The organism is Algibacter aquimarinus, from assembly GCF_039543265.1.
In the GTDB taxonomy this organism is placed as follows: domain Bacteria; phylum Bacteroidota; class Bacteroidia; order Flavobacteriales; family Flavobacteriaceae; genus Algibacter_B; species Algibacter_B aquimarinus.
The window spans coordinates 90,000-114,515 of sequence record NZ_BAABJK010000004.1 but is presented as its reverse complement, the minus strand read 5'-3'; the positions used below and the strand labels follow the sequence as shown (position 1 = coordinate 114,515).

Below are 24,516 nucleotides of genomic sequence, written 5' to 3'. Positions count from 1 at the left end.
AAATACAGTTTCAAAAATACTGAATTTATTTGGTGTCTGGCTTATTTTTTTGCATTGCTGCTGCAACTAATAAACCTACAATACTTAAAGGAACTAAATAATTAAAAATTAAACCTTTAAAGACATTTGAAATGGAATATAAATTACCTGATTCAGCCATTTTAATTGACGATTGAATTTCTTCATCGGGCTTTTTCATGGTTTTAAAAACTTCAATCATTTTCTCGATACTTTTTTCTTTTAGAGCATCAGCCGCATTAGTATCTATAAAATTAAATAAAATATAACTAGCAAGAGAACTGAGAGATAGCCCTATTGAAATGGTAATAAAATATGAAGTAAAAGCATTTTTAAAAGATAAGATGCCATCAAAATTAACTTTCGTTTTTATTACAGCAATTATTCCAAAAGCTATAGTAATTAAATAGATAGAAATACCATACCAGAAATTCACAAACAGATTTAGATTAAAAGCATAAGCCAAAATCATTATTATCGTTAAGGTTCCGCCTAAGTATAAACCAAAATCTTTAGCAATAAATTTCAAAGATTTTTCCATGTGTTTTTTTGATGTTAATTATGGATTCAAATATACCAAATCAATACATTTGTTTGGTTAAATAAAAATTATAAAAAATATTGCTTATTTATAAAAAATACTTAAATTTGCACTTCCAAAATTGAAACGAATAAAAGTATTTAGTGATGAGAAAAGGTATACACCCAGAAAATTATAGAATTGTAGCGTTTAAAGATATGTCTAACGATGACGTTTTTTTAACAAAATCTACTGCAGATACTAACGAAACTCTTGAAGTTGATGGTGTTGAATATCCTTTAGTAAAAATGGAAATTTCAAGAACATCACATCCTTACTATACTGGTAAATCTAAATTAGTAGATACGGCTGGTCGTATTGATAAATTTAAAAACAAATACGCAAAATTTAAAAAATAATTTCAGCGTTACATCATACACTAAAAGCCTTTCAATATTGAAAGGCTTTTTTATTATAATCAATTCATCTATTTTTGTTTAAACTTTAGTTCAATAGTTGTAAAGTTGGTAAAACTTTGAGCTTCTAATATCCAGATTCCACATGAATTATATTCTTTTTGACGGTCCGTTTCGAAACAATTTATTGCCTTTTACATACACAAGACCGGTTGCAGATATAAGAGTTGGCATTTTAACCATTCGTGAAAAATGGGAATTTGTTTTAAAGACCACCACCACAACTGTAACTGAAGATTATCTTTCTGTTAAATACCCGATGGTTGAAATGGAAGAAAATGTGATGATAAACGCTTCTTTTTTTCCAAGCTTAGAATTAACAGAAATAATACAAAACTTAAAAGAAAACCAAGCTATCTTTAAAGGAGATGATATTATTGCATTTTTTACAAAAGAATCACAAGATGATATTGATTTTGATACTTTTGAAATAATAGAATTTAATCATGATAGTTTAAAAATTGAAAATACCTGGGATATTTTTTCAAAAAATGGACAAGCTATTCAAGAGGATTTTAATTTGATTACAAAAGATAGAGAATCGCAACCTATTCCATCAAGTAATAATATAATAGCCGCAGAAAATATTTTTATTGAAGAGGGAGCGAAGCTCGAATTCACAACTCTTAACGCTTCCAACGGACCAATTTATATCGGTAAAAATGCTGAGATTATGGAAGGCTCAATCATTCGTGGAGCTTTAGCTTTGTGTGAAGGCGCAACTATTAAAATGGGCGCTAAAATTTACGGACCAACAACTGTTGGGCCTCATAGTAAAGTAGGAGGAGAGGTAAATAATTCGGTTGTTTTTGGATATTCTAACAAAGGTCATGATGGCTTTTTAGGTAATTCTGTATTGGGTGAATGGTGTAATTTAGGCGCTGATAGTAATAATTCTAATTTAAAAAATAACTACGCCGAGGTAAGACTTTGGGATTATCAAACTGAAGGTTTTGCTAAAACAGGATTACAATTTTGTGGTCTCATGATGGGAGACCATAGCAAGTGCGGTATTAATACCATGTTTAATACAGGTACGGTTGTTGGTGTAAGTGCAAATATTTTTGGAAGCGGATTTCCAAGAAATTTTGTACCAAGTTTTAGTTGGGGCGGAAGTAGTGGTTTTACAACCTATTTAACCAAAAAAGCATTTGAAGTTTCAAAAGTAGTTATGTCTAGACGTAAGATTGAATTTTCAAAACAATATGAAGATATTCTAGAGCACGTTTTTGAAGAAACCAAGAAATACAGACGGAACTAAAAACTTTTATTAACTTTAACTTCTGTCAAGAGTTTAGTTATGAGGGGTTTGTTGTTTTTTTTAGTTTTTATAATGGTGTTGTTTGTAAGTGCACAAAAAGAAAGTTATTCAATTTCCAATTTAAAAATAAACACAGAATACCCACATTTTGGCTTAATGTTTATTGAAAATGATACAAAAGTACTTTTTACATCGTATCTACTTGATAAAAAAGGGAGGTTTAAGCGCTCATTAGGAAATCCTATCTTAACTATTTATGAAGGAAGTTTGTCAAACACAGGACAAATAGAGAATGTAAAACATGTGGTTATAGATTCTAAGCAAAATATCCCTCAAATTACATCAGCAGTAAAATCGTCAGATGGTAAACAGCTTTATATAACTACAACTTATACTTATAAAAATAAACCAGAAGGAATATTTAAAGAAACCAATTTTCATATTTCTGTTGGTGAATATATGAAAGGTGTTGGATGGACTAATTTTGAAGTATTACCATTTTGTAATCCTAAGTTTTCCTATGCGCATCCTGCTTTTAGTAAAGATGAAAAAACACTATATTTTACTGCAAATATTAGAGGTGGAAAAGAAACAACTAAAGGAGGTTCAGATATTTTTAGTGTAACTATTTTAGAAAATGGTAAATTTAGTAAGCCCAAGAATTTGGGAAGTAGAGTGAATTCTTATGGCCGAGAAATGTTTCCCTTTATTTCAGAAGATAATGTTTTGTATTTTGCATCAAATAGACCAAATGGTTTTGGAGGGTTCGATATTTACAAAAGTATAATAAACGAAAATGGCGATTTTGAAAAGGCAGTAAAAATGCCAAAACCCATTAATAGTAATAAAGATGACTTCTCTTTAATAATTAAGAGTAATTCGGGTTACTTATCATCAAAACGAGATAAGGGAAAAGGTGATGACGACATCTATTATTTCAAGAAAAATTAAAAGAATATGTTAGGAATAATACTCATTTTATTTATAGGAAAATACTACTATGAGCTTGCTCAAGACTATTATAAACACAGATGGTTATATGGTATTTTAGGAATTGCAGTGTATTATGTTGGTACAGCTGTAGGTGGATTTATTTTAGGTGTAGCAAGCGAATTATTCGAATTAAATTTGGATTGGGAAAACACTTTCACTCTAAGTCTAATGGTTTTGCCATTTGGAATATTATTTTCTGTGATAATTTATCTTCTTATCAAGAGACAATGGCAAAAAACAATACCAATTGCTAAAGATGAAATTAAAGATATAGGTAATATTGATAAAAAGAATTAGTCTTTTTTTACAAATCTTAAATCCAACATATTAATAGGATTTATGCCTAATCCCTTTACGCCTTTTCTTGTAAAACGAATTACTTCGTCGTAATATAAAGGTACCATTATAGCGTTATCCATGGCCAGAGAGTCTATGGTTTTGTATAGATATTTACGTTTTTCAATATCTGTAATAGTAAATGCTTTGTTGTATAAGCTATCAACTACGCTATTTTTAAAATGAAAATAATTTGAACCATCTGGTGCAAAATTTTTACTGTAAAAAATGGATAAATAGTTTTCCGCATCTAGGTAATCAGCAATCCAAGAGCTTCTAAACATATCTACTTTTCCATTAGAACGTGCAGATCTTAAGGTGGCTTCTGGCATAACATCAACATTAATAGTTAGTCCGGTTTTTTCAAGTTCTCGCTGAATAAACTCGCAAAAGCTTAAATAATTACTAGTTGTTGTTAATGTAATTTCTGGGTTAGAAATACCACTTTCAGTTTTAAATTGCTCAACCAATGCTTTTGCCTTTTTTGGTTGATAGGTAAACCCGTTAGATTTATAATATCCAGGAAGACCGATAGGTATAAACCCACCATCAGCAGGATTACCAATACCATTTCGTAAATAGATCATCATTTTCTTTCTATCAAAACCATAATTAATAGCTTTTCTGATATGTTTAGATTGTATTTCTGGTGTTTTAGAATCTAAATAAAAACCTAGATATTCAGTGTTTAAATACGGACCACGTATCATATCTACATCTTTGGTATAGGTTTCTCTAAGTCTACCATCAGCGGTTAATAATTCATCTTTATAAGAAGCATCCAGACTATTTAAAAAATCTAAATTACCCTGAATAAATTGCAGAAATTCACTTTGTTTATCGGGTAAAAAAGTTAATGATACAGCCTCCAAATAGGGTAATTGTTTTCCGTTTTTGTCATATTCAAAATAATTCTCATTTTTCCTAAAAACCATTTTTATATTCTCTTCCCAACGTTTAAATTTAAAAGGGCCAGTGCCAATGGGGTTACTCCTAAATTCAGTGCCGTAAAATTCAACAATTTCTTTGGGAACCACAGAACAATACTTCATAGTTAATAAACCAATAAAAGCAGGAAATGGTTGTTTTAATTCTATTTGAAAAATGGTATCGTTTAAGGCTTTAAAGTCTTTTACTTTATTTAGTACCCAACTACCGGGTGCCGCAATTTTTTTGTCTCGTAGTCTGTTTAAACTGTATTCAAAATCTTTCGCAATTACAGTTCTTGTGGAGTCTTTTCCGAATAATTCATGTTTATGAAAATAGATGTCATTACGCAATACAAAATTGTAAAATAGACCATCACCAGAAACATTCCAATTTTTAGCAATACACGGTAAAATGTTTAATTCGTCATCTAATTGAACTAAGCCGTTGAATAATTGATTGCAGACTGAATTATCTTGAAGTGTTCTTGAAAAAGCAGGGTCTAAAGTATTAATATTAGCATATTCGTTATAACGAAAAACAAGATGGTCTCTATTTTTGTTTTTATTTCCGCTACATGAAACTGCTAATAAAATACTGCAACTAATTGATAAATAGTTAATTATTTGTGATAGATTAGGTTTTACCATATAACTAATTAGTTGTAGATTTGCAGTCTTTTAATTGAATTAGGTAAATATAATGAGATTTCCATGTTCGAGGAAATCGCAAATCAATATATGAGTAAAAAAGTAGCATTTTATACTTTGGGTTGCAAACTGAATTTTTCAGAGACATCTACTATTGCAAGAGACTTTAGCAATGAAGGTTTTAGTCGTGTAGATTTTTCAGAGAAGGCAGATATTTATGTTATAAATACGTGTTCGGTTACCGAAAATGCTGATAAACGTTTTAAAACCATTGTAAAGCAAGCCCAAAAAGCAAATCCACATGCTTTTGTTGCTGCTGTTGGTTGCTATGCGCAATTAAAACCACAAGAACTGGCAGATGTTAATGGTGTAGATTTGGTTTTAGGCGCTACAGAAAAATTTAAAATTACAGATTATATAAATGACCTTTCTAAAAACGACTTTGGAGAAGTACATTCATGCGAAATAGAAGATGCTGATTTTTATGTAGGTAGTTACTCCATAGGCGATAGAACCAGAGCCTTTTTAAAAGTTCAAGACGGTTGCGATTATAAATGTACCTATTGTACAATTCCTTTAGCAAGAGGTATTTCACGTAGCGATACTATGGCGAATGTATTACATAATGCCAGAAAAATTTCTGAACAAAATATAAAAGAGATTGTTCTTACTGGCGTTAATATTGGAGATTATGGTAAAGGGGAATTTGGAAATAAAAAACACGAACATACATTTTTAGACTTAGTTACCGAGCTTGATAAAGTTGAAGGAATTGAGCGTTTACGAATTTCATCAATTGAGCCTAACCTGCTTAAGAATGAAACTATCGATTTGGTTTCAAAATCTAGAGCTTTTGTGCCTCATTTCCATATTCCATTACAATCTGGAAGTAACGAGATTCTCAAAAAAATGAAACGCAGATACATGCGTGAATTATATATAGATAGAGTTTCAAAAATTAAAGAAGTAATGCCACACGCTTGTATTGGTGTAGACGTTATTGTTGGTTTTCCGGGAGAAACAGATGAGCATTTCCTAGAAACTTATAATTTTTTAATTGATTTAGATATTTCATATTTACACGTGTTTACTTACTCAGAACGTGATAATACTGAGGCTGCAGAAATGGATGGCGTAGTTCCAAACAATGTGAGAAGCAAACGCAGTAAAATGTTAAGAGGCTTATCAGTTAAAAAGCGTCGTGCTTTTTACGAAAACCAGATAGGAACAACACGTACAGTATTATTTGAAAGTGAAAATAAGGGTGGTTACATTCATGGCTTTACTGAAAATTATGTTAAAGTAAAATCACCATGGAATCCTGAATTGGTTAATACTTTACATCAAGTTGAACTCACTAATATAGACGATGATGGCTTAGTAAGATTTGACTTTTTAGAAGTTTTATCAAGCTAATATGATTGTATTTCAACTAATAAACCAATAATTTAAGTCGTTCAGCCTTTTTTTTGTGTAGGCAACAATCACGAACATACTTTTACAAGTAATTAATCATGCCCCAATATGAAAAAATTACTTTTTATTCTATTAACACTATGTATATTAGCATTTACTAGCTGTTCCTCTGAAGACATTGAAAACCCAAATAATTCAAGCATTGTTGGTGTTTGGGAATTAACTGCTTGGAATGTTGTCAATGGATTCGATTTTAATAACGACGGTATAATTAGTACTAATCTTTTAAATGAAATAAATTGTACTAAAGAAGAGACTTTAGTATTCGAAGCAAATAGTGTTGTTTCGCTGAATACTACTTTTAAACCAGATATTGAAATTGCTCAATCAAATAGTATAAACTCAGAATACAGTTTTAATATTAGCTGTGATACTGATGGTGTTGTAAGTTTAGCAACGTCATATACCTTTGATGGAAATAACATTGTATTTGGAGAAACTATTGCTTCTATTGATGGCAATCAAATAACGATTGTGTTTATGGATACTATTGAAATATACAATGAAGATGTTACTGAAGTTATAGAAACTAGAGATTTAACATTGGTTTACACTAAACAATAAATTACGAAACAAAAAAATCCGAAACATTTCAGTTTCGGATTTTTTTGTTTTGTATCTAAGCACAAACTATATTCTAACCCCTACAGGAAGCATACGTTTGTATTTTCTATTGCTTCTTACAAATTTTGCAATTTCAGGACTTGTTGGAACAACGCTAAGGTTTCTACCTTGAATTTGTTCAAAAACTGCCGCTAAAAATTCTTTTCTAAAATTATCGTCTTTGATGTCTTCAGGAATAATTAATTTGGTTAAAAAAATCTTTCGCTCTTGTAAAGAGTATTCAATTTTAGCAAGATTATCATCAATTTTAAGTTCAAATTGACGTAAAAAATCATTATCAATTAATTCTGCAGCTTCAACCATGGTATGTTTTTTTATTTAATTTCTTAGGAATTTTAAATAGTGAGTACTATTTATCTAACTTTGTTTTGCAAAAGTACAAAAAATAATCAGCATACTAAAGGAAAAACAGGTTAATACCTTATGAGTCAAGAGATAATACATGTTTATTTAATGCCAGGTATGGCAGCTAGTCCAAAAATATTTGAACACATTAAATTGCCAGAAAAACAATTTAAAATTCATTATTTAGAATGGATAATCCCACTGGATAATGAGTCTATTGAAGACTATGCATTACGAATGACTCAGTATATAAAACATGAAAATATCGTATTACTTGGGGTCTCTTTTGGAGGTGTTTTGGTGCAAGAGATTAGTAAGTATATAAGTGTTAGAAAGTTAATTATAGTATCTAGTGTTAAATCTGTAAATGAGTTACCAAGGCATATGCTATTAGCTAAAATTACTAAAGCTTATAAATTAGTTCCTACACAACTAGCTAGTAATATTGATGTTTTAGCAAAATATGCTTATGGCACTAAAGCCAGTAAACGTTTAGAATTATATAAAAAATATCTATCTGTTAACGATAGTAAATATTTAAGTTGGGCTATCAAAAATATGGTATGTTGGAGTCAAGAAAACTACAAATCAGATATCGTTCATATTCATGGAGATAAAGATGCAGTTTTTTCTATTAAATACATTTCAGACTGTATAAGAATAGAGGGAGGAACGCACATAATGATTATTAATAAATACAAGTGGTTTAACTCAAATTTGCCAAATATTATTTTGAATGATTAAAATAATTCAATTCAATTATTTTTTTATAACTTTAAACAAAACTTTTTATAGATGAAGACAGTACAGAAAGCACTGGCGTTTGTAGGATTATTAAGTTTATGCACCCTATTTATTTTTGCCCTACAAGATGCCCCAACAGATGAAAATTTTGAAACCAAACTTATAAACGATTATAACGTTTATGCACTTCAAGTTCCAGACGATTTAAACTTTGCTGGTGAGCTTGTTCCTCTTGAAAATCCTGATATTCTTGAACGTATGGATAGAGAATTACTAGTTAATACCTATTGGCAATCTAACGGTTTATTGATGTTTAAAAGGGCAAAAAAATATTTTCCAATTATAGAGCCAATTTTAGAAAAGAATAATATTCCTGACGATTTTAAATATCTAGCAGTTATAGAAAGTGGATTAACAAATGCGGTTTCTCCAGCAGGAGCCAGAGGTGTTTGGCAAATTATGAAAGCTACCGGTAGAGAAAATGGTTTAGAAGTAAATGATAATGTTGATGAGCGTTATCATCTAGAAAAAGCTACAGAAGTTGCTTGTAAATACCTTTTAAAATCTAAAGAACAATTAGGGTCTTGGACGTTAGCTGCTGCAGCCTATAATGCTGGAAATGCAGGAGTTTCTCGACGTTTAAGAGAACAAGGTGTATCAGATTATTATGATTTACTTTTAGGTGAAGAAACCGGACGCTACTTATTCAGAATTATAGCACTTAAAGAAATATTATCAAACCCTGCTAAATACGGTTTTAACTTTAGAGAAAAGGATTTATACAGTAATGTACCAACTTATAAAGTTGAGGTTGATACTGCAGTAACTGACTTTACTTCTTTTGCGGAAAAATTTGGAATAAATTATAAAATACTTAAACTGCACAATCCTTGGTTGAGAGAGCCGCACCTTAATAATAAATCTAAAAAGTTATATCAAATAGATATTCCTAAAGACGGTTATTACCAATAAATAATTACTTTTTTCGGTTATCTACCACGCCTTTTTTGCGACCTAACAGAACCGCCAGCACCATAATGTTGATTAGGACCAACAGCTTGCTTCATGTTCTGCTTCATCATTTTAATTTGGTCGGTAAGCATGCCTTGTTTATCTAATTTAGTAGCTTCAGTCAATAATTTTTGAGCTTCTTGTTTTCTTCGTTTCGAAAAAGCAATACCAGCTAAATTTAACTTAGCCATAGCTAAATCATGATCCATTGATAACCCAAGTGAAATAGCTTTCTTAAAGTATTTTTCAGCTTCGTTCATATTATCTTGCGATACCATAATACCATGTAAATAATTATAATAACCTTGTTGTTTGGTTACTAGAGCAGATTCTGGATTCTTTATTTTATTTAACCATTTTTTTGCTCCCTCAAAATCTTGTTTGCGTAATCTTAAAAAAGCCAAGAGAATAAATTCATTTTTAAAATAAAGAAATATAAAAACTAAAGACAAAAATATAAGTGCTATACCATTACCTATATAGCCTTCTGTAAACTGATAAACAGCAAAAGCAATAATTCCTATAGCAATAATGAGTTTTATTATTTTATTATACATATTATAAATTTTCGAATAGAGAAAAGTGAATTTGTATGTAAAACAAACTACTTTTTAGTTTTTAGACTGCAAAGAAACTAAATTTTTATCAAAATCTGTGCATGGGTATTTAACAAAATAAGTCCTTAACCTAAATAAAATAAGGTATAACCTAGGGTTTTAAACTTTAAAAAATATTTCTAATTTTTTTTAAAAAATGATTTGCAAACTAATAAAGGCTTCGTATATTTGCCCTCGGTTTTAACAAGCCATATTTTTCAAGAATTACAATTCAGTTTTAAAGATATAAGATAATGAGTAAAAGAACATTTCAGCCTTCTAAAAGAAAGAGAAGAAACAAGCACGGTTTCAGAGAAAGAATGGCTTCTGCTAACGGTAGAAAGGTATTAGCGCGTAGAAGAGCTAAAGGAAGAAAAAGATTATCTGTTTCATCTGAAACTAGACATAAGAAATAATGATTAACAATTGTTGATAATTAAAAGGTGTTACTTAAGTGTAACGCCTTTTTTTATATCTACTGATTACTATTTTTGCTACATATTAAATTACAACATATAACTAATAAAAAATGCCAAAAAATCCAAAACTAAAATCGATACTAATTATTGGCTCCGGACCTATTGTTATAGGACAAGCATGCGAATTTGATTATTCAGGCTCTCAATCTCTAAGGTCGCTTAGTGAAGATGGAATCGAAACAATTCTTATTAATTCTAATCCAGCAACAATTATGACAGACCCTTCTATGGCTGATCATGTTTATTTGTTGCCCTTGAATACAAAATCGATAATTAAAATTTTAAAAGAGCACCCTCAAATTGATGCGGTCTTACCAACAATGGGAGGGCAAACAGCATTAAATTTATGTATTGAGGCTGATGAAAAAGGTATTTGGGAAGATTTTGGGGTTGAATTAATAGGTGTTGATATTAATGCTATTAATATTACAGAAGATAGAGAGCAGTTTAGAGAATTAATGGGCAAAATTGATGTTGGGATGGCGCCACAAGCTACGGCAACATCATTTTTACAAGGAAAAGAAATTGCCCAAGAGTTTGGTTTTCCTTTATGTATTCGTTCGTCATTTACTTTAGGTGGTGCAGGAGCGGCAATTGTTTATGAAGAAAAGGATTTTGATAAATTGTTGCGCCACGGATTAGAAGTTTCTCCAATTCACGAAGTGATGATTGATAAAGCTATGATGGGTTGGAAAGAATACGAATTGGAATTACTTCGAGATAAAAATGATAACGTTGTAATTATCTGTTCTATTGAAAATATGGATCCAATGGGAATTCATACTGGAGATTCTATTACAGTAGCTCCAGCAATGACATTAAGCGATAGAACGTATCAAAAAATGCGTGACATGGCCATTAAAATGATGCGCAGTATTGGTGATTTTGAAGGTGGTTGTAATGTTCAATTTGCCGTAAGTCCGGATGAAAAAGAAGATATTATTGCCATTGAAATTAATCCACGAGTATCGCGTTCATCTGCATTAGCAAGTAAAGCAACAGGTTATCCAATTGCTAAAATTGCAACAAAATTAGCTATTGGTTATACTTTGGATGAATTAGATAATCAAATTACTAAATCTACTTCAGCATTATTCGAGCCAACCTTAGATTATGTTATTGTTAAAATACCACGATGGAATTTTGATAAGTTTGAAGGATCAGATAGAACTTTAGGGCTACAAATGAAAGCCGTTGGAGAAGTTATGGGGATTGGGCGTTCTTTTCAAGAAGCTTTACATAAAGCAACCCAATCTTTAGAAATTAAAAGAAATGGTTTAGGGGCAGACGGAAAAGGTTATAAAGATTACAATCAAATCATAGAAAAATTAACTCACGCAAGTTGGGATCGTGTATTTGCCATTTATGATGCCATTGAAATTGGAATTCCGTTAAGCCAAATTTACGATATCACAAAAATAGATATGTGGTATTTAAAACAATATGAAGAGTTATTTCAATTACAGAAGGAAATCTCAACTTTTACTATAGATACTATAGATAGAGACTTACTGCTTGAAGCAAAACAAAAAGGATATGGAGATCGTCAGATTGCTCATATGCTAAGTTGCTTAGAAAGTCAGGTATATAATAAAAGAGATGAATTTAATATTCAGCGTGTTTATAAATTAGTAGATACTTGTGCGGCAGAATTTACAGCTAAAACACCATATTACTATTCAACTTTTGAAAATATGGTTGAAACTGCTGATGGAGAAAAGTATGTTCATAACGAAAGTGTTGTAAGCGATAAAAAGAAAATAGTTGTTTTAGGTTCTGGACCAAATAGAATTGGCCAAGGAATTGAGTTCGATTACTGCTGCGTTCATGGGGTGCTTGCAGCTGCAGAATGTGGTTATGAAACCATTATGATAAACTGTAATCCTGAGACTGTTTCTACAGATTTTGATACAGCTGATAAATTATATTTCGAGCCAGTTTTCTGGGAGCATATATATGATATTATTCGTCATGAAAAACCAGAAGGTGTTATCGTTCAGTTAGGTGGACAAACGGCTTTAAAGTTAGCTGAGAAGCTTACTAAATATGGAATTAAAATTATTGGTACTAGTTTTGAATCTTTAGATTTAGCTGAAGATAGAGGTAGTTTTTCTAGACTACTAAAAGAAAATAACATTCCTTATCCTGAATTCGGAATTGCAGAAAATGCTGATGAAGCTTTAGCTTTAGCTGAACAATTAGATTTCCCTATTTTGGTCAGACCATCATATGTTTTAGGAGGTCAGGGCATGAAAATTGTTATTAATAAAGAAGACTTAATTGAGCATGTAGTCGATTTATTAAGAAGAATGCCTAATAATAAACTTTTATTAGACCACTATTTAGATGGAGCTATTGAGGCAGAAGCTGATGCTATTTGTGATGCTGATGGAAATGTTTACATAATTGGTATTATGGAACATATAGAACCATGTGGTGTACACTCTGGAGACTCTAATGCAACGCTACCAGCTTTCAATTTGGGGGATTTGGTAATGCAACAAATTATAGACCATACACACACTATTGCAAGAGCTTTAAATACTGTAGGTTTAATTAATATTCAGTTTGCAATAAAAGATGATACGGTTTACATTATAGAAGCGAATCCAAGAGCATCTAGAACGGTACCATTTATTGCAAAAGCATATAAAGAGCCTTACGTTAATTATGCAACTAAAGTGATGTTAGGAGAGAAGAAGGTAACTGATTTTGATTTTAATCCAAAATTAGATGGTTATGCGATTAAACAACCCGTATTCTCTTTTAATAAATTCCCTAATGTTGATAAGCGTTTAGGACCAGAAATGAAGAGTACAGGAGAAAGTATTCTTTTTATTGATAGTTTAAAAGACGATGAGTTTTATGACTTATACTCAAGACGAAAAATGTATTTGAGTAAATAATTAAAATAAAAAAAGCCGCAGAAAGCGGCTTTTTTTATTTTAATTAGCTATTGTTAAATATTAAAGTTTTAAAAAGCGTTTAGTTTTTACATTTCCATCAGTATTTACTCTTATTAAATATATACCAGATGTCCAATTAGAGCTGTCAATTTTAGAGTTTAAGCTATAATTTGATTTGTAAATTTCTTCTCCAAGAATATTATAAATACTAACATTTACTTCTTTAATTGAATCTGGTAAATTAAGTTCAAAGACTGATTTCACAGGATTTGGTTTTACATAAAAATTATTTAAAGAAAATTCATCAATACTTAACGGCATTGAATATGTAACCTCTAAAATAGGAGCGTTAGTACCTGAAGCATCAAATCTTTTTGCAGTAGTTCCATTACTTTCTTGAGCTAATAAAAACCAACCAAAATTATTTGATGTGTTACTTATCCAATCTTGCACATCAGAAATCATATTGGTTGAAGACCATTCGTAACTTCCTATTCCAGATACAGATGTAGTTGCGCTTGCTGAAGTATTAAAATCGCCTCCAGTTGAAGTCCAAGATGTTATACAGGTAGAACCATTCATACTAAAACTACAATTCCAACTAGCGTCATTCATTGTTGATGTAGTTCCAGCTCCTTCTTGACCACCGGCGTCCGAGGTTCCTTGTCCCCAATCAACTAGAGTTTTATGAAGAGTAACATTAGTTGAACCTGCAATAGATCTTGACATAAAAAGTGTTAGTTTAGCCTCAGTTACCGTTGCATTTGTTGGGATGCTAGACAAATCAAATTGTAATAATCCACGTCTCAATTTATTATCCATAGGCGCAGTTCTACCAGCAAATAAAAACGAACCACTCCCATTACTAATATTACTTGTTGATTCGTATAAGGTGTTATATTTATTTGGAGTAAAGGTATCTACAGTTTGTGCGTTTACCTTCATTGAAGTAGATAAAGAAAACATTATTAAAAGAAACAGTAATTTTTTTTTCATAGGTATTTACTTGGTTTCTGTTGAAATAGAACTTTCAAATTTTCTGGGTTATAATTCTAATTTCGCATTTTGAGTTTTAATAATTTCTAAATACTCTTCAATTTTAAATTCTGAAGTTTTAAAGCGAGACGACCTTTTTCTGGCTTGTTCTTGTCTAACTATACTTCTAGAAAAACGTCTAACAGCCTGTTTTGTGTCTAATATAATTCCGGGTACTGTTGCATTTTTTCCATTTTCATCTTTAGCAACCATTGTAAAATATGACGAGTTACAATGTTTGGTTTTTCCTGTTTGTATGTTTTCTGATTCTACGCGTAGCCCAATAACCATTGATGTTCTTCCTGTATAATTTACTGAAGCTTTGAGTGTAACTAATTCGCCAACTTCGATTGGGTTTAAAAAGTCTACACGGTTTACCGAAGCTGTAACACAATAGTGTTGTGAGTGCTTAGAAGCGCAAGCAAACGCAATTTGATCCATTAAGTTTAAAATATGGCCACCGTGAATTTTTCCACTAAAGTTAGAGTGCGATGGTAGCATGAGTTCTGTAATCGATACTTGAGATTCTTTTGGGTGTTTAAACATGTTTTTATGTTAATACGGTATATAAAATACCGGTAATTATTGCAATTCCAAAACTGATTAAAGTGCCTATTAAAATATATTCTGTCAGCTGCCTGTCTTTTGACTCTTTTAAGTCTCCAAACCTGAAAACAGACTTGGCGGTAATTAGAAAACCAACAGCTTCCCAGTGGTTTAATATTATAAAAATAAACACTAAAATACGCTCTAAAATACCAATATATTTCCCTGCATCCTTTAGTGATTCATTATTTTTAGTGAGTTCTGAAATATTCCACTTCAAAAAAATGGTTTTCATAATTATAGATACGGGAATGGTTAAAAACAATAAACAGGTAATTAAGAGAAGTATGTTTTCAGATATATTTATCCTAGTAATAGAAGCATATTTTGAAAACCCGTAGTAACACCCAATAATTACAAGAATATGAAGTAATTGGTCTATGAAAAAGAGTAAACGCTTTGTTTTTTTCTTTTGAAATGAAAGTTTTAACGCATCAATTATAAAGTGAGAAACTCCTATGATTAAAATTACTGGCCACAGTGATAAATCCCATAAAAGTATAGTTGTAATTAGAACATGTATTAAAACATGAATATATAGTTTGGGTGATTTTAGTTTTTTCTTTTCATTTTCTTTAACCCATTTAGTAGGTTGAAGAAAAAAATCTCCTATTATATGTGCTAGAAATAATTTTATTAAAATCATAAATAGTGTTTTGATATTTTTTCTCGATACATTAAATCCAATTCTTCAATTTCTTCTAGGTGCGCCCGTTTTTGTCTAGTACTTATCGCATTTTGATTTATACCGATCATCTTACCTAAATCACTTTGTAATGCATTAGGGTTTTCGATGCTAAGTTTTACAATTTCTGCTGAATTTTTAGTCCAATTATCCATGAATACTAAAGCTAATTTAAAATATAAATTTAACTCTTGATCAAGCTCAAAATGATTTGTTTTAATTCGGAGGTTTTGTTTTTCTTTCTTTAAAGATTCTATTGTCTCCCCAGAAAATATAAAAGCCTCTCCATTGGACTCAGTTACATTTTCTCCATCATAGGTTTTATTGCCAATACCGATAGCCAGTCTAACATCTAACCCATGAATTGATTTTATACATGCTTTGATGTAAACTGCACAGATAAAGCTTTGATACCAATTTCTTATTTCTATTTGAAAACTATCACCTCTATATATATCCCAATATTTTTCATCAGAACTTATATTTGATAATGTCTTTTTTAAAGTTTTAATCCAAATATCTGGGTTTACTTGACTCCTAGATTTAATTACATCACCTGTAATAACACTTGTAATCATAATATCACGTTTTTAAGTGATAAACAAATATATCACGTTTTTAAATGATAAACAAATATATCGCGTTTTTATATGATATTTCAAATAATGGTTTTAAAAAATAAAGATTTTATTCGTCCTCTTCTGCACGTTTTATAATGGCCTCAGGTAACGATTTTTTAGCTTTAGCACCCATTTTCTTGAGCTTTTCAACACTTGTAATGAGGTTTCCTCTGCCATCCACTAGTTTATTCATTGCTGAAGAATAATCACTTTTAGCAGCATCAATCTTTTTACCAACACCTGTTAAATCGCTAACCAAACCTTCAAATTTATCATAAAGTGCACCAGCTTGTCGAGCAATTTCAATAGCATTTCTTTGTTGCTTTTCGTTATTCCACATGGTGTCAATAGTTCGAAGCGTCGCTAAAAGGGTAGAAGGTGTTACAATAACAATATTCTTTTCAAAAGCTTTGTTGTAAATCATGTTATCTTCATTTACAACAATAGCAAAAGCAGGTTCAATAGGAATGAACATGAGAACAAAATCTGGTGATTCAATATCGTACAAATCTTGATAATTTTTTTCAGAAAGTTGGACTACATGTTTTTTTATGGAATTAACATGAGCTTTCAAAAATTGTATTTTATCGTCATCATCAGCATTTACTAGACGTTCATAATCTGTTAAAGAAACCTTGGAATCTATAATCATCTTTTTTCCATCGGGTAAATGTAAAACAACATCTGGCATAACTCGAGAGTTATCATCTCGAGTAAAGCTTTGTTGTACAAAATATTCTCTATCTTTTTCTAAACCAGATTTTTCTAGAACACGTTCTAATACCAATTCTCCCCAATTCCCTTGCATTTTACTATCACCTTTTAGTGCTCTAGTTAAATTGGTAGCTTCTTTTGTCATTTGTTGGTTGAGGTCTTTTAAACCTAATAATTGCTCTTTTAATGCGGAATGCATACTGATGCTTTCTTTTTGAGATGCCTCAACCTTTTTCTCAAATCCTTGAATTTTTTCTTGAAGCGGATTTAAAATATTTTTGATATTCTCTTTATTCTGCTCTGTAAATTTATTCGACTTTTCTTCTAAAATTTTATTGGCAAGTAATTCAAAATCTTTACGCAATTGTTCTTGACGTTTTTCAAGCTCTGCATCTCGCTTTAAGTTTTGTTCTTGAAGATTTTCATATTCAGAATTTTTTCTAGCTAATTCTGTGTTTAAAAATTCTTTTTCACGACGAATATCTTCACGTTCTTTTTCTATTTTACTAAGATTTTGCTTTAATTCTTCAATGGTTAATTGCAGTTGGTTTTGGCGTTCTTCAAGAGTGCTTTGTTCACTTTTGTTTTTAAGTTTTGTAAAAAGGATGCCTAAGTAACCACCAATAGCTGCAGCAATTAAAATGGATAATATGAGAATAATACTGTCGTTCATTTGGAATTGAAATATAACCAAAGATAAATTTTTAGTTTGAAGTTAGAGGCATGATACACCAAGTTTTTAAGTATAAATTGAACTAATTCTGGAAACTATTTCTTGACTCTAAAACTCCCTGTTTTTTCATTAAAAGCAATCAAATCATTTGGGAATAAACTTCCAAAAGTGCCTTTGGTAATTAAATTACATGGGGCATCGGAAACTACTTCATTATCTGTCATCACTATTAAAGTATCGCAAAGTTGAATGGTTAGATCAATTTCGTGTGAAGAAAACAAAATAGTTTTATTTGTTTCTTTGGCTAATTTCTGAAGTAGTTTTAAAATATAGGCTTTATGATACATATCTAGATGGGTAGTTGGTTCATCAAGAATAATTAAATCGGTATCTTGGGCTAAGGCACGGGCAATCATTACTTTTTGTAATTGCCCATCGCTTAATTCAAAACATTTTTTATGTTTTAAATCCAATAAATTAGTTTGCTTTAAAGCCTTATTAACTATTTCAATATCATTACCAGACAAATTACCAACCCAATTTGTATAAGGCTGTCTGCCTAATGCCGTCAATTCAAAAACAGATAAATTTTTAGATGCAATTTGTTCGGTTAAAACCAAACTCAACACTTTTGCTAAGTCTACTGCACTATATTCAATAATGTTTTTTTGGTTAATTTCAATACTTCCATTTAAAGGGTTTTGAACATTGGTTAGCGTTCTTAAAAGTGTTGATTTTCCAATACCATTTGCCCCTATTAACCCAATTAACTTTCCCTTTTCTAGTTGAATATTAATATTTGAAGCTACTATGTTTTTCTCTTTTCTAGAGGAATATCCAATAGAAAGTTCTGTAGTTTTCAAAATGATATTTTTGATATTACTTGCCATTAAAAAATCATTTTTCGTTTTCTAACCAATAACCAAATTACAACAGGAGCTCCAACTAACGATGTTATAGCATTTATAGGTAAAGTGAAATCACTGTTTGGTAATTGTGCAATACTATCACAAACAAGCATAATGATAGCGCCAAATAAAAATACTGCAGGCAAAAGTATTTTATGATTTGAAGTGTTAAAAACTTGTCTGGTTAAATGCGGTATGGCTAAGCCAATAAACGCAATGGGGCCTGCAAAAGCGGTGATAGTTCCAGCTAACAAACTAGTTGCAATAATTATGGTAAGCCTACTTTTTTTAATATTTAAACCTAAACTTTTAGCGTAATTTTCACCTAAAAGTAAAGTGTTTAATGATTTAATGGAAGTAATACTTATTACTATACCAACTGTAAAAATTAAAAAGAATATAAAAATTTCGTCCCATGATAAATTTCCTAAACTCCCAAAGCCCCAAAAGATATATTGTTGTAATTGTTGTGCTGATCCAAAATAAGAAAGCACGCTTACTAATGCAGCTGTAATGCTTGCAAACATGAGTCCGATAATTAAAATGGCCATAGTATCTCTTACTTTTATAGATACCATTAAAACAGATAATAAAACTAAAAAACTACCTAAACTAGCAGCTAAAACAATACCCCATTTTGAGATAAAAAGAGAAGCAAATATACCACCAAAAATACCAGAACCTAATATAACAATGGCTACACCTAAACTAGCTCCTGAACTAATGCCTAGTACAAAAGGACCTGCTAGCGGGTTTCTAAATAAGGTTTGCATTAGCAAGCCTGAAATACCCAATCCAGAACCAACAATAATAGCTGTAATGGCCTTTGGTAATCTGTAATTCTGAATAATGTGTTGCCAAGTTTCTTGCTCGGTTGCAGTACCAATTAAACTATTAAAAACGCCTTTTAAAGGAATGTAAACAGAACCCAAACTAATATTGGTAAAGAAACAAATAACTAGTATTAAGCTTAATACCAGAAAAGGTTTGGTATATGTATTTTTTTTATCCAATTATTTTAAAGGCTTAAAAAAGTGAGTTGAGTAATTTTTTAGTAACTCTGGATGACAAACTTTAATAATATCTTGTAAAACTAAATCTGGTCTAGTCATTCCTAATTCATAGTATAAAACACCACCACTTTCTCCGTTGGTATTGTTAAATGAATATACATTTTTATTTTGAAAAGCTTTAAACATTGCATGTTGCGAGTTTCCGTTTTTTAAGCTTTCCAAACTATTATAATTTGAAGGACTTAGCCAAATATCGGCATCTTTTGCTTTTACAAAAACCGACTCGAAATTTAATTGTAAACTACCAATTCCTTTGCTGTCTTGCCATAAATAACTAACATTAGCGTCTTTTAAAAATTGTGCTTCTGTACTACTGCCATTAGGTAAATACCAAACATCGTTATGCATGGCACCACTTAAAACAGTAGGTTTATTTTTTATATTTTGGGCAAGTTGTTTGGCTTCTAAATAATTTTTTTCAATCGTATTAAAAATAGAGTCAGCTTCTTTTTCTTTGTTAAAAAGAACACCAAAAAACTTAATCCATTCTGCTTTTGCTAAAGGAGAACTTTCAACCCAATCTCCATTAAAAATTACTGGAATTCCAGATTTTTTTATAATCTCTAAAGAACGATTATTACCATCAATACCAAACCCTACAACTAAATTAGGATTTAATTCTAGTAAAACCTCAGTGTTAATACCATCATTTTTTCCTAGTTCTCTTATTAAATCATTTTCTATACGATGTCTAGTTTTTTTAGAGGATACATAATCTGTTCCTGGAAATCCAACCAAGGTTTCTTCAGTATTTAAAAGCTCTAAAGCTGGAATATGCGTTGTGGAAGTAACAACTATTTTTTTAATGGGTTTAATTATAATTCCATCAAACTCATTTTTGCTAAAAGTAGATTTTATAGCATTTTCTTTATCTATTAAAACATACCGGTAGCTCTTCTCTGCTTTGGGCCACGGGTTTTTTATTTCTAAGAATTTATAGGTTTTATAATCTTTAATTGAGAAGCCTTTTGCATATTTTATGTGTGCAAAATTCTTGTCAATAACTTCTTCAGATTGATTAGATACCTCATTTTTACATGAAGTAAAGAAAATTAATACCAGATACAAAAAAGCTAATCTCAATTTTAAATTTTTAATTCTTTCAAAAGTAAGATTATTTAAAGTTTTAAGATAATCATTCAACAGAATGTTTACATTTGCACCGAAATTTGGTTTTATTCACTTCACGTGGATGGATTAAAAGGGAATCTAGTGTAATTCTAGAACTGTTCCCGCAACTGTAAGCTACAAAGCTTCATGTTAAACTTCAATGTCACTTAAGAGTAATCTTTGGGAAGACCAACATGAAGACGCAAGTCAGGAGACCTGCCATTTTCAAAACAAATAAGTTAAACTTTCGGGATAAAAGTTTGCGTATGATAATCCATGCGATTCTCGAGTAATTAATCATTTAAAATGAACAAAAAAACAAAAGCATTAGGCATACTATGCTTAGGTATGTTTGCATTTGGATTTGCGCAGGAACAGGTTGCAGATTCAACAAAATTAGAACAACTTGATGAAGTTGTAATTTCAGATTCACGATTTAAATTAAAACGTGAAAATTCTGGTAAAACGGTTATTAAAATTTCTAAAGAAGAAATTGAACGAAACCAAGGAAGAACCATTTCAGAATTAATTAACACTAAAAGTGGTATTGAAATTAATGGAAGTAGAAGTGTTGAAGGACAAAATTTAGGATATTTTGTTAGGGGTGGAAATAACCGACAAGTATTGGTTCTTATTGATGGTATTCAAGTAAATGACCCATCAATAGTTGCTAATGATTTTGATTTGAGATTATTGGATTTAAACACCATTGAGTCTATTGAAATAATTAAGGGGGCAGCTAGTACACTTTATGGTAATGCTGCAGCTACCGCTGTAATTAATATTACAACTAAAAAGGTTTCAAAAGACACTATTTCAGGAAGTTTTTTATCTGTTGTAGGTACAAACCAAACCCAAGACGATTTAAATTACAATGGCTCTAGTTTTACAAATAATGTGTCGGTAAATGGTACTGCAAATAAAGTAACATATTTGGCAAGTTTTGGTAATCGTTATGTTGATGGTATATCAGCAGCAAAATCAGATAACCCCGAAATAGATCCTTTTTCAAGGTTTAATACGAATTTAAAAATTGGTTATGAAATAAGTGAAAATATAAACATTACAGCTTTTGGAAGTTACGATAAATTTAAAACAGATATTGATGGGTTTCCACCACCATCTTTTACAATTGCTGATACCAATGATGAATATATTTCAGAACAAACACGTTTTGGATTGTCGCCAAAATTTGACTACAAAAATGGAAGTTTTCAAGTAAATGCAGCTTTTTCTAAAATAGATAGAGAAACTATTTCTGCATTCTCTACTGTAAATGAGGCTGAAAGTTTTGTTTTAGATGCCTTTAATAAATATACTTTTAATGATAAGTTTTATACTATAGTAGGCTTAAATTACGGCGATTATAAAAGTTTATTTGCAGAAGAAGAAAGTTATACCACCGCAGACCCTTATTTAAATGTTGTTTATGTTTCAGATTTTGGATTGAATTTGAATGCTGGTGCGCGTTACAATAACCATAGTGAATACGGTTCACATTTAGTTTATAGTTTAAACCCTTCTTACAAAATTAATGTAAATGAAGGTTATGCTAAAGTGTTTGGGTCTTATGCCACGTCGTTTATTGCACCAAATTTATCTCAGTTGTTTGGTTTTTTTGGTCCAAATCCTGATTTAAAACCAGAGGAGAACACAACTATAGAAGCTGGTCTAGAATTTAATACTAAAAAGGGATTACGATTAAATGGCGTTTTCTTTAATAGAAAAGAAGAGCATACCATTATATTTGGTTCTACTTACGAAAATGCTACTACAGATGCTACAGTACAAGGTTTTGAGTTTGAAGCTGAACTTAGTTTAGTTAAAAATTTGAATTTTAGTGCAAATTATTCTTTCACTGAAGTAAAAGATGGTGTTCGTTTACGTGTACCTAAGCACAAAGCAAATGCAAGTTTGGGTTATAGTATTTCTAAAAATACCTTCGCATCTTTAAATTACCAATTTGTGGGTAGTAGAGGTGATATTGATTTTTCTACCTTTGAGAATATAGATTTAGATTCTTTTTCTTTAATTGATTTATATTTAAGTCATAAAATCATAAAGAATAAAGTGAAACTTTTTACTAATATTACTAATCTCTTTAATGAGGATTATTTTGAGATTTTGGGATATACTACAAGAGGTAGAAATATAAGTCTAGGATTGAATATTATGTTATAGATAAAAAAAGCTCTGAATTTAAAATTGAAATTCAGAGCTTTTTTTAATTCTTAGTCAATAATCATGCCTCCTTCATGAGGATTGAAATCATTACTGTCTTTTAATAACTTAAACTGTAATCTAGGTTTAGATTTAATTTCGAAAATTTTACTAGTTGAGTTTTCAATATCTGCTAAAGCTATGGCTAACATGGGTTCAGTAACATCACCTAAAACACCATAATTAAGTGGTCTTTCATTATATTCAAACCCAATAGATGGCGGTAATCCAGTACCAGGAACTGCAACGTCATTTTTGTTTAAACCATTTGCAATTAGAGGTTGCATAGCATAGGTATGACTTGGGTTTGCACCTTGTCTTTGAAAATCAGAGGAATCATAAAGCGTTCTAGAAGCTTGTGTTTTCCCAGTCGTATTTATACCTATTTGTATAACATTTATATAAGGATTTAACCCATTAATCAGCCCTTCACTGGCTGATGCACTTCTACTAGTAGTTAGTACATATAATTTGTCAAGGCCTAAACTATTTAAAGCATTTCCATTGTCTAATTCATTTTGAAAAGTAAAATCAGCATTTTGAGATTGGAAGTTTTCATTATAAACAAGTTTAGTAAAAACTTCACCTGTAAACTGGCCAGTAATCATGCTGGCTAAATAGGTTTCAGTAGCTACACTTCCTCCAGGGTTATAACGTAAATCTAAAACTAGATGCTGAATGTTATTTGATTTAAAATTATCAAAAACTGTATTTAACTCGTTTTCAGAACCAGAAGTAAAAGCATTATACATTAAATAACCTACATTTTCGCCACCTACATTTATAATTTGTGTTTCAAAAATTGGGTTTTCAGTATATAAAACTTTAGTTAGTGTAACATTTTCATTTAGTGGGTCTATAGTATCGTCGGCTGTTTCTATGGTACCTTTGTCGTTATAAAAACCAAGGTTTAGAGTGTATGTTTCTTGGTTTAATAAAGTATTTATATTGTTGTTGGTAAGCACTTGTCCATCAATGGCATAAAAAATATCGCCTCGTTTTAAATTAGCATTATCTGCAGGACTATCTGGTAACACCAATCTAATAATACCAACGCCTTCATTAGGGCTATTTGGGCTTGTAAAAAAGCCGAATTCTATTCCATTTGTACCTGTAATGCCCTGAAATTGCTGTTCTAATTCAAAAAAATCATCAACAATCCAACTAAATCTATCAACAGTTTCTCTTTCGTAAATTAAACTTTCAAATAAGTTTTCAGGTGAAGAAAAACTATTTAAATAGTCTGCATAATCTGAATTGTTGGTAAATCTGTCATTAGCAAGATTAGGAATATTCTCTTTATACAAGTAAAACAAGTTCATACCTTTCCATACAAAATCGTTTATTTCGTTTGCAGAAACAGTATCATCATCATTATCATTAAAACAACCTATAGTAGAAACAGAAACTATAAGTATTAGTAATAGGGCTTTTAATTTTCGCATTGCAATTCTTTTTTATAAGTAGTCTATTAAACCCTAAATTTACTTACAATATTGTACAATAAAAA

Annotated in this window: 24 protein-coding genes and 1 riboswitch; of the genes, 11 read left to right on the top strand and 13 right to left on the bottom strand. The window is 30.6% G+C overall.

The features are described 5' to 3' along the window. Positions 1–25: 25 nt before the first annotated feature. Complete coding sequence (locus ABD939_RS03330) at positions 26–559, bottom strand: DUF4199 domain-containing protein (protein WP_345164508.1); 534 nt, start codon at positions 557–559, stop codon at positions 26–28. A gap of 146 nt (positions 560–705) precedes the next feature. Here ABD939_RS03330 and ABD939_RS03325 point away from each other — a divergent pair, with 146 nt between their 5' ends. The 4 genes from ABD939_RS03325 to ABD939_RS03310 all read left to right on the top strand — a co-directional run bounded on the left by ABD939_RS03325 (position 706) and on the right by ABD939_RS03310 (position 3,565). Continuing rightward, positions 706–957, top strand: coding sequence for a type B 50S ribosomal protein L31 (locus tag ABD939_RS03325; protein WP_345164505.1), 252 nt, complete (start codon positions 706–708; stop codon positions 955–957). Between the two features lie 142 nt (positions 958–1,099). Next, positions 1,100–2,275: a GlmU family protein gene (locus ABD939_RS03320; protein ID WP_345164503.1), complete on the top strand. Its 1,176-nt coding sequence runs from the start codon at positions 1,100–1,102 to the stop codon at positions 2,273–2,275. A 39-nt stretch (positions 2,276–2,314) separates the two neighbouring features. Beyond that, complete coding sequence (locus ABD939_RS03315) at positions 2,315–3,226, top strand: TolB family protein (protein WP_345164500.1); 912 nt, start codon at positions 2,315–2,317, stop codon at positions 3,224–3,226. A gap of 6 nt (positions 3,227–3,232) precedes the next feature. After that, positions 3,233–3,565 carry a hypothetical protein gene (locus tag ABD939_RS03310; RefSeq protein WP_345164498.1) on the top strand — a complete coding sequence of 111 codons (333 nt, stop codon included), beginning with the start codon at positions 3,233–3,235 and terminating at the stop codon, positions 3,563–3,565. On the opposite strand, the gene ABD939_RS03305 is transcribed toward ABD939_RS03310, so the two are convergent. After that, complete coding sequence (locus ABD939_RS03305; RefSeq protein WP_345164496.1) at positions 3,562–5,181, bottom strand: ABC transporter substrate-binding protein; 1,620 nt, start codon at positions 5,179–5,181, stop codon at positions 3,562–3,564. The two genes, ABD939_RS03310 and ABD939_RS03305, sit on opposite strands and share 4 nt — an antisense overlap. Positions 5,182–5,271: 90 nt before the next feature. On the opposite strand from ABD939_RS03305, the gene mtaB reads away from it, so the two are divergent. Next, positions 5,272–6,597: a tRNA (N(6)-L-threonylcarbamoyladenosine(37)-C(2))-methylthiotransferase MtaB gene (gene mtaB, locus ABD939_RS03300; RefSeq protein ID WP_345167317.1), complete on the top strand. Its 1,326-nt coding sequence runs from the start codon at positions 5,272–5,274 to the stop codon at positions 6,595–6,597. Positions 6,598–6,705: 108 nt separating this feature from the next. Further along, positions 6,706–7,221, top strand: a complete 516-nt coding sequence (locus ABD939_RS03295; RefSeq protein ID WP_345164493.1) for a hypothetical protein — start codon at positions 6,706–6,708, stop codon at positions 7,219–7,221. A gap of 66 nt (positions 7,222–7,287) precedes the next feature. On the opposite strand, the gene ABD939_RS03290 is transcribed toward ABD939_RS03295, so the two are convergent. Further along, positions 7,288–7,584 (bottom strand): N-acetyltransferase, encoded by a 297-nt coding sequence (locus ABD939_RS03290; RefSeq protein WP_345164491.1) that lies wholly within the window; start codon positions 7,582–7,584, stop codon positions 7,288–7,290. Positions 7,585–7,704: 120 nt separating this feature from the next. Between ABD939_RS03290 and ABD939_RS03285 the strand changes: the two genes are divergently transcribed. Continuing rightward, a complete protein-coding gene (locus ABD939_RS03285; protein WP_345164489.1) occupies positions 7,705–8,370 on the top strand; it encodes an alpha/beta hydrolase family protein in 666 nt (221 codons plus the stop codon). A 51-nt stretch (positions 8,371–8,421) separates the two neighbouring features. Then, on the top strand, positions 8,422–9,342 hold the full coding sequence (locus tag ABD939_RS03280; RefSeq protein WP_345164486.1) for a lytic transglycosylase domain-containing protein: 921 nt from the start codon (positions 8,422–8,424) through the stop codon (positions 9,340–9,342). Between the two features lie 17 nt (positions 9,343–9,359). Here ABD939_RS03280 and ABD939_RS03275 read toward each other — a convergent pair whose 3' ends face one another. Further along, positions 9,360–9,938 (bottom strand): DUF2892 domain-containing protein, encoded by a 579-nt coding sequence (locus ABD939_RS03275; RefSeq protein WP_345164484.1) that lies wholly within the window; start codon positions 9,936–9,938, stop codon positions 9,360–9,362. Between the two features lie 293 nt (positions 9,939–10,231). Between ABD939_RS03275 and rpmH the strand changes: the two genes are divergently transcribed. Further along, positions 10,232–10,393: a 50S ribosomal protein L34 gene (rpmH, locus tag ABD939_RS03270; RefSeq protein ID WP_042244185.1), complete on the top strand. Its 162-nt coding sequence runs from the start codon at positions 10,232–10,234 to the stop codon at positions 10,391–10,393. Between the two features lie 113 nt (positions 10,394–10,506). Continuing rightward, the gene (gene carB / locus ABD939_RS03265; protein WP_345164481.1) at positions 10,507–13,362 is read left to right on the top strand and encodes a carbamoyl-phosphate synthase large subunit; all 2,856 of its coding nucleotides are present in this window, start codon (positions 10,507–10,509) and stop codon (positions 13,360–13,362) included. Positions 13,363–13,422: 60 nt separating this feature from the next. On the opposite strand, the gene ABD939_RS03260 is transcribed toward carB, so the two are convergent. The 8 genes from ABD939_RS03260 to ABD939_RS03225 all read right to left on the bottom strand — a co-directional run bounded on the left by ABD939_RS03260 (position 13,423) and on the right by ABD939_RS03225 (position 20,759). Next, a complete protein-coding gene (locus ABD939_RS03260) occupies positions 13,423–14,358 on the bottom strand; it encodes a DNRLRE domain-containing protein (protein ID WP_345164479.1) in 936 nt (311 codons plus the stop codon). A gap of 48 nt (positions 14,359–14,406) precedes the next feature. Continuing rightward, the gene (locus tag ABD939_RS03255; RefSeq protein ID WP_345164477.1) at positions 14,407–14,943 is read right to left on the bottom strand and encodes an acyl-CoA thioesterase; all 537 of its coding nucleotides are present in this window, start codon (positions 14,941–14,943) and stop codon (positions 14,407–14,409) included. A 4-nt stretch (positions 14,944–14,947) separates the two neighbouring features. Further along, positions 14,948–15,649 (bottom strand): DUF3307 domain-containing protein, encoded by a 702-nt coding sequence (locus ABD939_RS03250; protein ID WP_345164475.1) that lies wholly within the window; start codon positions 15,647–15,649, stop codon positions 14,948–14,950. Further along, on the bottom strand, positions 15,646–16,266 hold the full coding sequence (locus tag ABD939_RS03245; RefSeq protein WP_345164473.1) for an HMG-box domain-containing protein: 621 nt from the start codon (positions 16,264–16,266) through the stop codon (positions 15,646–15,648). The genes ABD939_RS03250 and ABD939_RS03245 overlap by 4 nt, the downstream gene beginning before the upstream one ends. A 109-nt stretch (positions 16,267–16,375) precedes the next feature. Next, positions 16,376–17,695 (bottom strand): DNA recombination protein RmuC, encoded by a 1,320-nt coding sequence (locus ABD939_RS03240; RefSeq protein ID WP_345164471.1) that lies wholly within the window; start codon positions 17,693–17,695, stop codon positions 16,376–16,378. 95 nt (positions 17,696–17,790) lie between these two features. Further along, positions 17,791–18,585, bottom strand: a complete 795-nt coding sequence (locus ABD939_RS03235; RefSeq protein WP_345164468.1) for an ABC transporter ATP-binding protein — start codon at positions 18,583–18,585, stop codon at positions 17,791–17,793. Further along, entirely contained in the window at positions 18,585–19,616 is a 1,032-nt protein-coding gene (locus ABD939_RS03230) for a FecCD family ABC transporter permease (RefSeq protein WP_345164466.1), read from the bottom strand. The genes ABD939_RS03235 and ABD939_RS03230 overlap by 1 nt, the downstream gene beginning before the upstream one ends. Further along, the gene (locus tag ABD939_RS03225; RefSeq protein ID WP_345164464.1) at positions 19,617–20,759 is read right to left on the bottom strand and encodes an ABC transporter substrate-binding protein; all 1,143 of its coding nucleotides are present in this window, start codon (positions 20,757–20,759) and stop codon (positions 19,617–19,619) included. A 70-nt stretch (positions 20,760–20,829) separates the two neighbouring features. Next, a riboswitch (cobalamin riboswitch) is annotated at positions 20,830–21,024 on the top strand. 68 nt (positions 21,025–21,092) lie between these two features. Here ABD939_RS03225 and ABD939_RS03220 point away from each other — a divergent pair. Further along, positions 21,093–22,967, top strand: coding sequence for a TonB-dependent receptor plug domain-containing protein (locus ABD939_RS03220; protein ID WP_345164462.1), 1,875 nt, complete (start codon positions 21,093–21,095; stop codon positions 22,965–22,967). Between the two features lie 50 nt (positions 22,968–23,017). Here the strand turns inward: ABD939_RS03220 and ABD939_RS03215 are convergent, their stop codons facing one another. After that, positions 23,018–24,451, bottom strand: coding sequence for a S41 family peptidase (locus ABD939_RS03215; protein ID WP_345164459.1), 1,434 nt, complete (start codon positions 24,449–24,451; stop codon positions 23,018–23,020). Positions 24,452–24,516: the final 65 nt, after the last annotated feature.

Coding starts and splice junctions, on each gene's coding strand:
- ABD939_RS03310 (WP_345164498.1), top strand. CDS start 3,233: ATGTTAGGAATAATACTCATTTTATTTATAGGAAAATACTACTATGAG.
- ABD939_RS03285 (WP_345164489.1), top strand. CDS start 7,705: ATGAGTCAAGAGATAATACATGTTTATTTAATGCCAGGTATGGCAGCT.
- mtaB (WP_345167317.1), top strand. CDS start 5,272: ATGAGTAAAAAAGTAGCATTTTATACTTTGGGTTGCAAACTGAATTTT.
- ABD939_RS03325 (WP_345164505.1), top strand. CDS start 706: ATGAGAAAAGGTATACACCCAGAAAATTATAGAATTGTAGCGTTTAAA.
- ABD939_RS03295 (WP_345164493.1), top strand. CDS start 6,706: ATGAAAAAATTACTTTTTATTCTATTAACACTATGTATATTAGCATTT.
- ABD939_RS03215 (WP_345164459.1), bottom strand. CDS start 24,451: ATGCGAAAATTAAAAGCCCTATTACTAATACTTATAGTTTCTGTTTCT.
- ABD939_RS03320 (WP_345164503.1), top strand. CDS start 1,100: ATGAATTATATTCTTTTTGACGGTCCGTTTCGAAACAATTTATTGCCT.
- ABD939_RS03260 (WP_345164479.1), bottom strand. CDS start 14,358: ATGAAAAAAAAATTACTGTTTCTTTTAATAATGTTTTCTTTATCTACT.
- ABD939_RS03250 (WP_345164475.1), bottom strand. CDS start 15,649: ATGATTTTAATAAAATTATTTCTAGCACATATAATAGGAGATTTTTTT.
- carB (WP_345164481.1), top strand. CDS start 10,507: ATGCCAAAAAATCCAAAACTAAAATCGATACTAATTATTGGCTCCGGA.
- ABD939_RS03315 (WP_345164500.1), top strand. CDS start 2,315: ATGAGGGGTTTGTTGTTTTTTTTAGTTTTTATAATGGTGTTGTTTGTA.
- ABD939_RS03255 (WP_345164477.1), bottom strand. CDS start 14,943: ATGTTTAAACACCCAAAAGAATCTCAAGTATCGATTACAGAACTCATG.
- ABD939_RS03240 (WP_345164471.1), bottom strand. CDS start 17,695: ATGAACGACAGTATTATTCTCATATTATCCATTTTAATTGCTGCAGCT.
- ABD939_RS03235 (WP_345164468.1), bottom strand. CDS start 18,585: ATGGCAAGTAATATCAAAAATATCATTTTGAAAACTACAGAACTTTCT.
- ABD939_RS03275 (WP_345164484.1), bottom strand. CDS start 9,938: ATGTATAATAAAATAATAAAACTCATTATTGCTATAGGAATTATTGCT.
- ABD939_RS03280 (WP_345164486.1), top strand. CDS start 8,422: ATGAAGACAGTACAGAAAGCACTGGCGTTTGTAGGATTATTAAGTTTA.
- ABD939_RS03330 (WP_345164508.1), bottom strand. CDS start 559: ATGGAAAAATCTTTGAAATTTATTGCTAAAGATTTTGGTTTATACTTA.
- ABD939_RS03305 (WP_345164496.1), bottom strand. CDS start 5,181: ATGGTAAAACCTAATCTATCACAAATAATTAACTATTTATCAATTAGT.
- ABD939_RS03220 (WP_345164462.1), top strand. CDS start 21,093: ATGAACAAAAAAACAAAAGCATTAGGCATACTATGCTTAGGTATGTTT.
- ABD939_RS03290 (WP_345164491.1), bottom strand. CDS start 7,584: ATGGTTGAAGCTGCAGAATTAATTGATAATGATTTTTTACGTCAATTT.
- ABD939_RS03245 (WP_345164473.1), bottom strand. CDS start 16,266: ATGATTACAAGTGTTATTACAGGTGATGTAATTAAATCTAGGAGTCAA.
- rpmH (WP_042244185.1), top strand. CDS start 10,232: ATGAGTAAAAGAACATTTCAGCCTTCTAAAAGAAAGAGAAGAAACAAG.